Source organism: Chitinophaga sancti, from assembly GCF_034087045.1.
In the GTDB taxonomy this organism is placed as follows: domain Bacteria; phylum Bacteroidota; class Bacteroidia; order Chitinophagales; family Chitinophagaceae; genus Chitinophaga; species Chitinophaga sancti_B.
In genome coordinates, this window is sequence record NZ_CP139247.1 from 1,535,434 (window position 1) to 1,548,104 (window position 12,671).

Sequence of the window (12,671 nt, forward strand, 5' to 3'; positions counted from 1 at the left end):
AATTTGCAAATTACAGATTACTTAATATTCCCGTATTTTTTTATTTTACACTCATTATTCACGTTTATTGACTTGCATTTCCACAAAAAGCGCAAATCGTAATTGAAAACTTATAACAGAAATGGTGGCAAGAAGAGACTTTATCAGGAACAGCAGTTTGCTGGCAGGCGCTATAGCGCTGGGATTTCCTAAGGCTGTATTCGCCCATGCAGGATACGTTTCCAAACGTCCTCCGCTGGCAGAACGTAAGTTCACTAGTCAGGCAGTAGAAAAAATGATCGCAACCATCAAGAAAGAAGTTGCAGATCCGAAGCTGGGCTGGCTGTTCGAGAACTGTTTTCCAAATACCCTGGACACCACTGTAGTTCACAAGGTAGAAAACGGTCGTCCCGATACCTTTGTATTGACAGGAGATATCCACGCGATGTGGTTACGTGACTCGACTGCCCAGGTATGGCCTTACCTGGAGCTGGTAAATGAAGATGAAAAGCTGAAACAGCTGATCGCGGGTGTGGTGAACAGGCAAACAAAATGCGTGATCATCGATCCTTATGCAAATGCGTTCAACGAGGGGCCTACCGGTTCGGAGTGGGATAGTGACCTGACTGAAATGAAGCCTGAACTGCATGAAAGAAAATGGGAAATTGACTCTCTGTGTTATACTGTAAGACTGGCATACAACTATTGGAAGAAAACCAATGACGCCAGCGTACTGGACGATACCCACAAAAAAGCGGCTAAACTGATCGTGAAAACTTTCAAGGAGCAGCAGCGTAAAGATGGTCCTGGTCCTTACCATTTTCAGCGTAATACACCGAAGCAGTCTGATACTGTAGCCAACAGTGGTTATGGAAGTCCGATCCTGCCAGTAGGTTTGATTGCATCTATGTTCCGTCCATCTGATGATGCGACTGTGTTCCCTTTCCTGATCCCTTCCAACATGTTTGCAGTAGTATCTCTGCACCAGTTGTCCGAAATCAGTGAAGTGGTGTACAAAGATGCAGCCTTTGCTAAAGAATGTAAAGATCTGGCAGAAGAGGTAGATCGTGCAATCAAGGCGTATGCGATTGTAGAGCATCCATCTCTGGGTAAGATGTATGGTTTTGAAGTAGATGGTTTTGGTAACCGTTTGTTCCTGGACGATACAAATGTACCAAGCCTGTTGTCCATCCCTTACCTGGGTTATACTACTGCTGATGATCCGTTGTATCAGACAGCGCGCCACTTTGTATGGAGCCCTTTCCATTGCTGGTTCTACAAGGGTAAATACGGCGAGGGTGTAGGTAGCCCGCACACCGGAGTAGACAAGATCTGGCCAATGAGTATAATAATGAAGGCGTTGACCAGCAGCGATAAGGAAGAAATTGCCGGCTGTCTGAAAACCCTGCGTAATACTGATGGTGAAACCGGGTTTATACATGAATCTTATCATAAAGACAATCCTTCAGACTATACCCGTCCATGGTTTGCATGGGTGAATACACTGTTCGGTGAGCTGATTGTGAAAATTCACAGTGAGTATCCTGAACTGCTGAAGCGCAATTATGCGTGATAGCCTGTTTTCTTAAGTATTTGCAAAAAATCGCTTTTGCCATTGGCGGAAGCGATTTTTTGCTTTTATTACAGCCGTTAAATGATAAAACATGGCCCCTATTGCTATTTATGAAGAACAGATGGATCATTACAAGGCGGAACTGGCGAAGTTCAGGCGTCAGTTGAGTCTTCTGGGATATTTGCGTTTATTCAGTTTTCTGATCATGTTGTTCTTTGGCTACCTGTTTTTCCGGGATGCTTTTGCACCAATCTGGTTATTGCCTATTGTGCTCATGCTGGTTGTATTTGCTGGTGCGCTGGTATTCTATACGCGGATACAGGACAGGCAAACGCTGGCAAAGACCTTGCTGCATTTGAATGAGAAGGAATATCACCTGGCCACTACAGGGAATTCAACTTTTTATGACGGGGCCTTTTTTGTGGATGAAACGCATCCTTATACAGGAGATCTCGATGTGTTCGGACATTCTTCATTATATAGTCATATGAATCGTGCGGGTACTTTGACAGGAGCTGCCGTGCTGGCGCAATTTTTAAAAGAGCCATGGCTGGGTGTAGAGAAGACGAAAGAAAGACAGGAGGTTGTGAAGGAGCTGGTGCCCAGGCTACAATTCAGGCAGTTGCTCACAGCGCAGGGGCAGCTGGCAGGGGAGAAGAGTGATGACCAGCATGAGCTGAGATTGTGGCTGGATATGCCGATCCGGTTTATTAACAACCAGTTTGTACAGATCATGAGATGGGTAAGCCCTGTCCTCAGCCTGGCGGCCATCGTGTATTGTGGCATTACTTTCAATATCTACCCATTGCTGGGTGTATTGGCGATTAATGGGCTGATATTAAGACAGTATCTGGTGCACATAAACCATCAGCATACCCTGATTGCCAGCAAGGAGCGCGTATTTGCCAAGTTTGGGCTGCTGGTGCAGATGATCAACGCAGAAAATTTTGGGCAGGCGGCCATGTTGAATAGGGATCAGCAGAAAACGCAGGAGGCAGGTGTTGCTTTAAAACGACTGGCGAGAATTGTGAATACATGGGACCAGCGTCTGAATATGCTGGTGGGTTTACTGCTGAACGGATTGGCATTGTATGACCTGCATTGCGCGGTAATACTGGAAAAATGGAAGTTGGAATACAAGGACAAGGTAGCTGGTTGGATGGATGTGATTTATGGATTTGAGATCTATAACAGTATGGCTACGTTTGCGTATAATCATCCGGAATTTATATATCCGGAGGTGAGTGATACGCAGTCGCAGCTGACAGGGAAAGGGATTGGGCATCCGTTAATTCCTGCGGAAGAAAGCGTGAAGAACGATATTATGATTGGTACGCCGCAGCAGTTTTTGATTATTACAGGTTCGAATATGAGTGGTAAGAGTACATTCCTGCGGAGTGTGGGTAGTAACCTGTTGCTGGCTATGTGTGGGTTGCCGGTGTGTGCAGAGGAGTTTTCCTGCAGCCCTATGAAGATCATGACGAGTATGCGGATCAAAGATTCAATTGCGAAGCATACCTCTTATTTCCAGGCGGAGTTGTTGCGGTTGCAGGAGATAGTGAAGGTGTTAAAATCAGGGGAGAAGGTGTTTATCCTGCTGGATGAGATCCTGAAAGGAACTAACTCAGAAGATAAGTTGTCAGGGTCCCGGAGCCTGATCGCTCATTTCCTGCAATACAATTGCCTGGGCATGATTGCCACGCACGACCTGGAGCTGGGGCATATGGAAGAGGAGTATCCGGGTAGAGTCAGGAACTATTGTTTTGAGAGTACGATCAGGGACGAGCAGTTGTTCTTTGATTACCGGATCAGGGAAGGGGTCGCCAGGAATAAAAATGCAACATTCCTGATGAAGAAGATGGAGATAATTTAATTTGCGCATGCTAATATAATTAGTATTTTAGCTAAAAATATTAGCTATGACCTTGCCTTTTCAAGAGAGTGTACCGGAGAATCTCTATTATAAAGGACGTGGTGCCCAATTAAATCCTAAGAACAAATATCTAAAGAACGAATACGCACAGGAGCATGCTGAGGGCATTGACGAATGGTGGCAGGCGGACGTGCCTACCCAGATCCTGGAAGAACACGCTAAAACACTGGTGAATAAAGTAGATAGTCCTGATGTAGGCATGTGGTACAGCATGAATCCCTACCAGGGCTGCGAACATGGATGTATCTACTGCTATGCCCGCAATGCGCACCAATTCTGGGGCATGAGCGCCGGTCTTGATTTTGAAAGAAAGATCGTAGTTAAAAAGAACGCACCCGAACTACTGCGAAAGTTCCTCGACAATAAAAGTTGGGTACCCAAGCCAATTTCCATGTCAGGCAATACAGATTGCTACCAGCCGCTGGAACGGAAAATGTTCCTGACCCGTTCCTTACTACAGATTGCATGGGAATACAAACAGCCCATTGGCATCATTACAAAGAACTCCCTTGTACTACGAGACAAGTATATATTGCAACAGATGGCGCAGCATAACCTGGTTTGTGTGTATGTATCCATCACAACGGCAGATGAGGATCTGCGTCAGAAAATGGAGCCCCGTACTACCACGGCAGCGCAGCGATTCAAGATAGTAAAAGAGCTGAGTGAACTGGGTATACCAGTGGGAGTGATGACAGCACCAATGATTCCTGGGTTAAATGATCATGAAATGCCGCAGCTGTTAGAAATGGCCGCAGCGAATGGCGCTAAATTTGCAGGATATACAGTTGTTCGATTGAACGATGCAGTGAAGGTGATTTTTAATGATTGGTTGTACAAGAATTTCCCGGACAGGGCCGACAAAGTGTGGCATCACATCGAAGGTTTGCATGGTGGCCAGGTAAATGACAGCAACTTTGGAAGAAGGATGAGAGGAGAGGGGAATATGGCTGATCTGATTCGCCAGCAATTCAAAGTACATACGAAGAAACATGGGTTGAACCAGGAGAAGTTTGAATTCAATACAGAATTATTTCAGCGTCCGCAAGTGCAGCTACGTTTGTTTTAGCACATATCATTGCTACTGATTATATTAGATTGCGCTATAAAAAATTAGAAAAAATTTATTAAAGAATATTGCAGAAATAAAAAAATAAAAAATATCTTTGTGGAGCAATAAAAAAATATAAATGAAACGCAGTCCAAAACATATTAATTCAGCGATGTCCTGTAAGCAAAAGCAGGCCAGCTGTGGGTTGCGGGATTGTTGCACCAATTGATAACAAAGAAATAACTTATCAAATGATAAAACAGAAGTCCCGCAGATGATGCGGGACTTTTTGCTTTTTAAGCACTGAAATGAAGAAGACTGAGTTAGATAAGGAATCGATACAGACAACTGTTATGTGTATATACTATCCAGGAAGGCTGGCAGTATCTGCGCGATGGATCGCATTGGCCACTACGGGGCCGAATGGGCTAGGTATGTACTGACATAAGTAGACTTATGTATATACACCCGGCCCGGATGCAAGGAGCCGGGTTTTTTATTTTATAAAAATCCGGTGAAACGAAAAAACAAACTATGGACATTAATATTTTTTAATACTGTTATGTACTAACCGTGTACAGAAAGTGGATCGGGATAGGGTGCATAACCCCAAACAGCTAGAAGATGAGAAACGTAATTCAAGTAGTAAGAGAGGCATTGCTCACCAATTTCAGGGAGTTAGACAAGTGGTTTGATAAAGAAGCTGACCTGTTACACTATAAACCTGACGCGGGGCACTGGAATGCCAGAGAAGTGCTGGAACATATCAGCCTTACAAATTATTTCCTGTTACTGATTATTAACAAGAGTACACGTCGTGCCCTGGATCGCAGACATGCGGCCGGAGCGATTACATTGCCTGCAGATTACCATGAAAAGTTTGACCAGATCGATGTAATAGGTAGCCGTTCTTTTGGATGGATCAGACCTGAACACCTGGAGCCTAGCGGCCTGCAGGACATACACGAAATCAGAACCCTGCTCAAACAACAGTTTGCGCAATGTATGTATAATCTTAGTCTGCTGAAAAATGGAGAAGGCAGGTTGGTACTTACCAACATGTCTGTGAATCACCTGGGCAAACTGGATATTTACCAGTACATCTACTTTTTAACTAAACACATTGAGCGTCACATTCGCCAAATGGAAAGGTTAAAAAGAGAATATAATGGAGAAAAAGAACCGGCTACACGTATTGTGACATCCATCGTAGATGCGCCAGACGAAGCAGCAGCAGATATGGCAGTGCTATAATGGTCAACTATATTGCTCATCCTTTGTTTTTTAATCCCGCTGTTCTAATACCATTCAATGTACCGGTAACAATCTTGTTGCCGGTATTTTTTGTGAAACGAACAGCAACCCTAAAATTTGTTAATATGCCCAAATCAAATTGTAAGAAACATCGTACGTATACCGCGGGGTAATCCTGCCCTGCCAGTTTTCTTATAGAAGAGTGTACCTTTGCAATCATTTTTAAAAATCGCATGGAAAATATTTTACAGCAGCGGGTGATCAGTGGGGATACTATTTTTGGCAATGGCCTGCTGGAGAGCAGACCCTTTTACCTGTATTATTTCAATAGAATACCTAATATAAGTATGGTTTACGGCATTAACGGTGAGCGGTCGCTTGCCGCTTTTAAGAATGCCTACAAGGATAAAATATCAGAAGTATACAGAAGGGAAGAAATCGATAAGAAAGATAAAACTTATCAGCATGATCTCTCCATTGTTGTGCTCAACAATGAGGTAATGGTGGAGTTTGGCGATGGTTACTGCGAAATACTGCACAATGGCCAGTCAGATCCCATTGTCAAAGAAATAACTACCCTGGTAAGAAGATATCGTACCCGCGAAAAGAAAAAGAAATTTGAACTGAACCTGATCACCGTAGAAAATGGCACCCTGACGCTAAAACCTATGGAGTTCAAGCGGACTAAACTGGACCTGCACCTCTATTATGAGGATGACTTTCTGTCCATCGATCAGCTGATCTACAAACGCCTGAATACAGACGAAGACAAGGGGATTGTATTACTGCATGGATTGCCTGGTACCGGTAAGACCACGTACCTGCGGTATCTGATCGGCCGATTGAAGAAGAGAGTGTTATTCCTCTCTCCTGCAGTGGCCCGCAATATTATGCAGCCTGAGTTTATCGATCTGCTGATTGATAACCCGAACACCATTCTGGTGATTGAAGATGCGGAGAATATCATCATGGATAGAAAGACTACTGGGAATTCTTCCGTGTCAAACCTCCTGAACCTGTCCGATGGTCTGCTGGCGGACTGTCTGAATGTGCAGGTGATCTGTACTTTCAATAGTGATATTTCACAGATTGACAGCGCATTGCTGAGGAAAGGGCGTTTGATCGCTAAGTATGAATTTGGTAAGTTGTCAGTAGATAAGGCGCGTCAGCTGTCAGGGAAACAGGGTTTCCAGACGTTGATTGATAAGCCGATGACGATAGCCGAGGTGATGAACCAGCATGAGCCCAGCTTTGAAAAGCAGGAGGTGACTATTGGTTTCAGGGCCGGGTTTAAGATGTAACTCAGTTAAATTTATTAAATACTTCAAAAAGAAGCCCATGCCACAGGCATGGGCTTCTTTTTTGCCTTTTACTCAGTTTTGCCGGAGATAAACTGAGTGTGTAGTCTATTGAAACTGTAGACTATTTAAAATAATTATTGTAATATTGCCTTGATCTTGCTCCATTGGCCACCAACAGTAGGGCTTTTACCCGTAATTCGAAATCATTCTTGGCGTGCATTTAAATCACATGGCCTGGGCCGTTCCACTGTTCCTGGGGCTAATGGGCCTGGAATACCTTGTTGCCCGTAGAACCGGAAAGAACTATTTTGGTTTTGCCAGCTCCGTCAGCAATCTTAATGTCGGTATCGCGGAGCGATTGCTGGATACCTTCACTGTAGGGATCTTCTATTTTGTTTACGATACCCTGCACCGTCACTTCGGTATTTTTAATATACAATCGGGCATATTGCTGTGGGTTTCGTTGCTGTTGCTCACAGATTTTATCTGGTACTGGTATCACCGGCTGGCACATGAAGTCAACTTTCTCTGGGCTGCCCACGTGGTGCATCACCAAAGTGATGACTTCAACTACACCGTTTCTGCCAGAATTACTGTATTTCAGGCTTTTGCCCGTATGTGTTTCTGGGCTATCCTGCCTGTGATCGGTTTTCCACCGGCCATGATCATCAGTGTGCAACTGGTACATGGTATCTATCCATTCTTTATTCATACCCGTACCATCCCTAAACTGGGGTTTTTGGAATATATTTTTGTCACGCCTTCCCATCACCGTGTGCACCATGCTTCGAATGACCAGTATCTGGACAAGAACTACGGCGACGTATTCGTATTCTGGGATAAACTGTTTGGAACATTTGTGGTAGAAGAAGAAGAGCCTGTTTATGGACTCACTAAACCATTGGACAGCAATAGTTTTCTATGGCAGCACTTCCATTTTATATTGGAAATCATTTATACGGTCAAAAAGACCAAAGGCTTCGGCGAGAAGTGTAAGATCATTTTTGGCCGGCCAGATAAGATAGATCCGGATCTACGGCCCCAGCTGGAAAAGAAGTTCCTGACACCTAACAGGAGTATACAGGTGACCTCGCGATTGAGTGCCTATGTTGTATGGCAGGTAGCTATAATGCTTATAATCCTGTTTTCATTTTTACTACTGGAATACTATATTCCCGTATTTATTCAAATTTGCATCACCCTTATTATTTTTCTCACATTGATCAATACCGGGGCTATTTTGGAGCAAAAGCGCTGGGTCTTTTATTTAGAGTATGTTCGGTTATTGATTGGATTTGTAATCATATCCTATTATTGGCCTCATCCATTTTTGTTTCTATCATTGCTGATAATACAGTTCCCTTTTTTTCTTTTACAGGGAGAAATCAAGCGGGAATATTTTCTTCTACTCTATGGCCGGTGATTTTCCATTCTTAAAGACATAATAAATATATTATATTCGAAATATAGTATGTAAATTTGGGTGTTTACTCAGTTAAGTTGGATGTTAACTTGCTAATACTGAAAGTGTTATGCAAATATCCTAAAACCTGGCAGAATTTTTTTATGTCATCCGGGCGATTTTGGTTGTCCAGATAAGCAAGGTATATTTAATGAAGTGTGTAAGCAGCTTACAATTAATAACATAGTTTTCCATACAAGAACCTATCTGGCGATGAAATAACATGCTATTATCTGTTCTAACGATTTGAAATTCCTTACTACGTTGTAAATCATGTCATTTTTATATTTAAAAAAAAACTGGTGGCTAATCGTAACGATCGTCGCCGGTTTTTCGTTTTATCAGGGGGGTAAAATCGTAATTTCTGCCCAACTGACATTTGTATGATATTTTTAATAGATTTGCAAATGTATTCTTATCAATTAAAGTGGTTGGAATACAGTATGTTAATCTGTTTATTATAATCCTAAGAAGAAATTTTATCTGATAGTTCATGTCCAAAAAAACACTTCTACTGCAACTGTTAATGCTGTTTATCGGTCTGGGGGTAAAGGCACAAATTTCGACCAATAGCATGACATCCAGTCAGTTGAGTCAGATAAAGGTGAGCAATCTAAGTGATGATCAAATTAGGCAAATAGTTGCTGAAATGAAGAAAAATAATGTGTCTTATGATCAAATAGGTTCATATGCCAAGCAAAAGGGGATTGCAGATTCTGAGGTAGAAGCACTTAAAACAAGGATTAAGCAGCTGAATCTGGATACAGAATTATCTTCTAATAGTTCAACTAGGAATGGCATGGATTCTACGGGCCGGCAATACGAGGATGCAGCGGCAGATACGACTTTTTACTGGCAGCAGAAGTATAAGAAAATACTGGATAGGCAGGACTTGGAAAAGGAACTGAAACGCAGAAAAATATTCGGTACAGAATTATTCAGTAATAAGAATCTCACTTTTGAACCCAATCTTCGTATGGCAACCCCGCCCAATTACAAACTGGCGGCAGATGATGAGGTAATCATCGATGTATATGGTTATTCCGAAGTGCAGCACAAGCTGAAAGTAAGCCCTGATGGTTATATCCGTATTCCATATCTGGGACCTGTGTATGTGAATGGTCTGACAATGGCTGAAGCTACTCAGCGTATTACCAAGCAACTTTCTACTATCTATAGCGGCATCAAAACAGGCAATACTTCTGTGCAGGTGACGCTGGGCAATATCCGCAGCATCAGAATTCTGTTAATTGGTGAGGCGACCCAACCCGGTACGTATACGTTGCCTTCTCTTGCTACAGTAGCCAATGCACTGTATGTATCAGGCGGTCCGAACGAAAATGGTTCCTTCCGTAATATAGATGTGATCCGGAACGGAAATGTAGTCAGCACTTTTGACCTTTACGATTTTTTGGTGCATGGTGATCTTTCTAATAATGTGGTATTACAGGATCAGGATATCGTGAAGGTGAATCCTTATAAGTTGAGGGTGGAAGTGACGGGAGAGGTAAAACGTCCCGCTATATTTGAGGCCAAAGAAAGAGAAACTTTACAGGACATCATTGAGTTTGCAGGAGGATATACGGACAATGCTTTCCGTGACAACATCAGAGATTACAGGGTGAACAAGCGAGCAAGGGAAGTAGTAACCATTCCGGCTGATTCTGTAGCTTTCTTTCGCCTAAAAACAGGTGATAAATTCTATGTAGACTCGGTAGTATCGCGCTATACAAACAGGGTAACCATTGCGGGGGCTGTATTCCATGCCGGAGATTTTGCCCTGGAGCCTAATATGACTGTGGCGGACCTTATTAAGAAGGCAGATGGTGTTCAGGAAGAAGCAGTGATGTCACGGGGTGTGATCCGTCGTTTACAGGATGACTATACTCCTTCTATTGTGAATTTTAATGTACAGGACGTGCTGGACGGAAAAGAAAATATGCCGTTGAAACGGGAAGATAGCGTGATTATCTTTTCTAAACTTAAAGTACGTGAAGAATTTCTTGTAAAAATAGATGGTGAAGTTAATCAGCCAGGGTACTATATATATGGCGATAGCATGCATCTGGAAGATCTGATTCTGTTGGCGGGAGGACTAAAGAGTGCGGCAAGTTTGACACATGTAGAAATCTCCCGTCGTATTCATAATAAAGGTGTATATGACTCAGCAGACTTTAGAATGGCGATTACACGACAGTTTGATCTGAATGCTGATTTATCGGCAAATGGAGAAGCAAATGCCTTTGCTCTTCAGCCTTTTGATGAAATCATGATTCGCAGGGAGCCTTCTTATTCTGAACAGGCCAATGTGATAATAAATGGAGAAATTGCATATCCTGGAATTTATACCATCAACAATAAGAAAGAACGTATTTCCGATGTGATTCGCAGAGCTGGTGGTCTTCGTCCTGATGCATCTGCAGAAGGAGCATTATTGCTACGCAAAACTTTTGCGAACTCAGCTGACAGTACCTTTCTTTCTAGCAAACTACAAGTGTTTTATAATAAATTGAGAGATACTTCGAATGTAGAAAGGGTGAAGGATGAAATGACAAAGAAAATGCAATTGCTTGGTATTGAACTGAAAAAGGCACTTGCTAATCCAGGGTCCAAATACGATCTGTATCTTGAAGAAGGAGATGTAATCAGGGTACCCAAAAAGTTGCAAACTGTGCAGATGTTTGGTGAAGTGTATTTCCCCAAAAAAGTAAGATTTGATAAGAGCTTTACCTTCCGGGATTATGTAAATGGGTCAGGAGGTTTTACAGCCACAGCCTTAAGAAGAAGAAGTTATATTGTATATGCAAACGGAAAGGTAAAAAGCACGCGCAAAGTATTGTTTTTTAACCGATATCCTAAAGTAGAACCAGGGTCAGAAATCTATGTCCCTCCAAAGAAGCAGCATCAGGGTATGTCAACAGGTGAAGCTGTTAGCTTAGCTAGTGCGCTTGCCTCTGTTGCACTTGTGATTGTTACAATTATAAACTCAACCAAATAACTATCCAACTTATTAAAGTTTAAAGAAAGCAATATGGAACAATCAAATGAGGTGGCTGGCAAGGTGGAAAATGAAGAGATTTCATTAAAGGAATTGATTCTTAAAATACAGGAATGGTGGCGATATTTATTAAGTAAATGGATAGTAGTTGGAATATTTGGATTAGTAGGCAGTGGGATTGGATTAACCTTCGCTCTTTTTAGTAAGCCTAAATATGTTGGAGATTTGACTTTTGTGTTGGAAGAAAGCAGCAAGCCCGGTGGATTAAGCAGTTATGCAGGAGTAGCAAATCAGCTCGGGATAGATCTGAGCTCGATGGGTGGGGGAACCAGTGGCCTGTTTTCCGGTGATAATGTAATAGAATTTTTGAAGTCGAGGCTGATGATTGAGAAGACATTATTGACTCCGATAAATGTAGACGGAAAGGAATTAAGCCTGGCAGAATTTTATATTGAATTCAATGAGATGAGAAATGGTTGGGGCCCCCGACTTTCTGATATACATTTTCCTGTTAATCCGGACAGAAAAAAGTTTACCCTATTACAAGATAGTATCCTGAACAGCATGTATGAAATGCTCATTAGGGGGAACCTACAGATAGCGAAGCCTGATAAGAAACTTAGCTTTATTGACGTGCAGACTACCTCCAGGAATGAATTATTTTCCAAAATCTTTACTGAGCGCCTGGTAGATGAAGCCACTACGTTTTATGCCATGATGAAAACCAGGCGATCCAAAGCAAATGTAGATATACTTCAAAGAAAGGCTGACTCAATTGAAATTTTGCTGAACCGTAAGACATATAGTGCCGCAATTGCCCAGGATCTGAACATGAATCCAGTGAAAAGTCAGGCATCTGTAGGAACAGAGCTTGTATTGAGAGACAAGGTGGTATTGCAAACAATGTTTCAGGACGTGGTGAAAAATCTGGAGTTGAGTAAGCTAACAATGTCACAGGAGACACCTATTATACAAATTGTGGATACTCCTATATTACCACTGAAAAAGGAGAAATTAGGGAAAACAAAAGGGGGATTGATCGGAGGTATTTTAGGGGGATTTCTGACTATAAGTGTTCTTTTGGTGAGACGGATTTATAAAAAGATCATGGAATAAATTG

8 protein-coding genes are annotated in these 12,671 nt (G+C 42.3%); all 8 read left to right on the forward strand.

Annotation, left to right across the window (positions count from 1 at the left end):
• The first annotated feature begins 121 nt into the window (after nt 1-121).
• The 8 genes from SIO70_RS06475 (at nt 122) to SIO70_RS06510 (ending at nt 12,667) form a co-directional block, all read left to right on the forward strand.
• Nucleotides 122-1,552 (forward strand): glycoside hydrolase family 125 protein, encoded by a 1,431-nt coding sequence (locus SIO70_RS06475; RefSeq protein WP_320580129.1) that lies wholly within the window; start codon nt 122-124, stop codon nt 1,550-1,552.
• Between the two features lie 91 nt (nt 1,553-1,643).
• Nucleotides 1,644-3,425: a MutS-related protein gene (locus tag SIO70_RS06480; RefSeq protein WP_320580130.1), complete on the forward strand. Its 1,782-nt coding sequence runs from the start codon at nt 1,644-1,646 to the stop codon at nt 3,423-3,425.
• Nucleotides 3,426-3,471: 46 nt separating this feature from the next.
• The gene (locus SIO70_RS06485; RefSeq protein ID WP_320580131.1) at nt 3,472-4,554 is read left to right on the forward strand and encodes a PA0069 family radical SAM protein; all 1,083 of its coding nucleotides are present in this window, start codon (nt 3,472-3,474) and stop codon (nt 4,552-4,554) included.
• 606 nt (nt 4,555-5,160) lie between these two features.
• A complete protein-coding gene (locus tag SIO70_RS06490) occupies nt 5,161-5,790 on the forward strand; it encodes a DinB family protein (protein ID WP_320580132.1) in 630 nt (209 codons plus the stop codon).
• A 233-nt stretch (nt 5,791-6,023) separates the two neighbouring features.
• Nucleotides 6,024-7,091 carry an AAA family ATPase gene (locus SIO70_RS06495; protein ID WP_320580133.1) on the forward strand — a complete coding sequence of 356 codons (1,068 nt, stop codon included), beginning with the start codon at nt 6,024-6,026 and terminating at the stop codon, nt 7,089-7,091.
• A 229-nt stretch (nt 7,092-7,320) separates the two neighbouring features.
• Nucleotides 7,321-8,514 (forward strand): sterol desaturase family protein, encoded by a 1,194-nt coding sequence (locus SIO70_RS06500; RefSeq protein WP_320580134.1) that lies wholly within the window; start codon nt 7,321-7,323, stop codon nt 8,512-8,514.
• A gap of 532 nt (nt 8,515-9,046) precedes the next feature.
• Nucleotides 9,047-11,551, forward strand: a complete 2,505-nt coding sequence (locus tag SIO70_RS06505; RefSeq protein WP_320580135.1) for an SLBB domain-containing protein — start codon at nt 9,047-9,049, stop codon at nt 11,549-11,551.
• A gap of 33 nt (nt 11,552-11,584) precedes the next feature.
• Nucleotides 11,585-12,667: a lipopolysaccharide biosynthesis protein gene (locus SIO70_RS06510; protein WP_320580136.1), complete on the forward strand. Its 1,083-nt coding sequence runs from the start codon at nt 11,585-11,587 to the stop codon at nt 12,665-12,667.
• The last annotated feature ends 4 nt before the right edge of the window (nt 12,668-12,671 follow it).

Bases quoted from the DNA above. Each gene is read 5' to 3' on its own strand.
- SIO70_RS06480 (WP_320580130.1), top strand. From the start codon at position 1,644: ATGGCCCCTATTGCTATTTATGAAGAACAGATGGATCATTACAAGGCG.
- SIO70_RS06485 (WP_320580131.1), top strand. From the start codon at position 3,472: ATGACCTTGCCTTTTCAAGAGAGTGTACCGGAGAATCTCTATTATAAA.
- SIO70_RS06475 (WP_320580129.1), top strand. From the start codon at position 122: ATGGTGGCAAGAAGAGACTTTATCAGGAACAGCAGTTTGCTGGCAGGC.
- SIO70_RS06490 (WP_320580132.1), top strand. From the start codon at position 5,161: ATGAGAAACGTAATTCAAGTAGTAAGAGAGGCATTGCTCACCAATTTC.
- SIO70_RS06495 (WP_320580133.1), top strand. From the start codon at position 6,024: ATGGAAAATATTTTACAGCAGCGGGTGATCAGTGGGGATACTATTTTT.
- SIO70_RS06505 (WP_320580135.1), top strand. From the start codon at position 9,047: ATGTCCAAAAAAACACTTCTACTGCAACTGTTAATGCTGTTTATCGGT.
- SIO70_RS06500 (WP_320580134.1), top strand. From the start codon at position 7,321: ATGGCCTGGGCCGTTCCACTGTTCCTGGGGCTAATGGGCCTGGAATAC.
- SIO70_RS06510 (WP_320580136.1), top strand. From the start codon at position 11,585: ATGGAACAATCAAATGAGGTGGCTGGCAAGGTGGAAAATGAAGAGATT.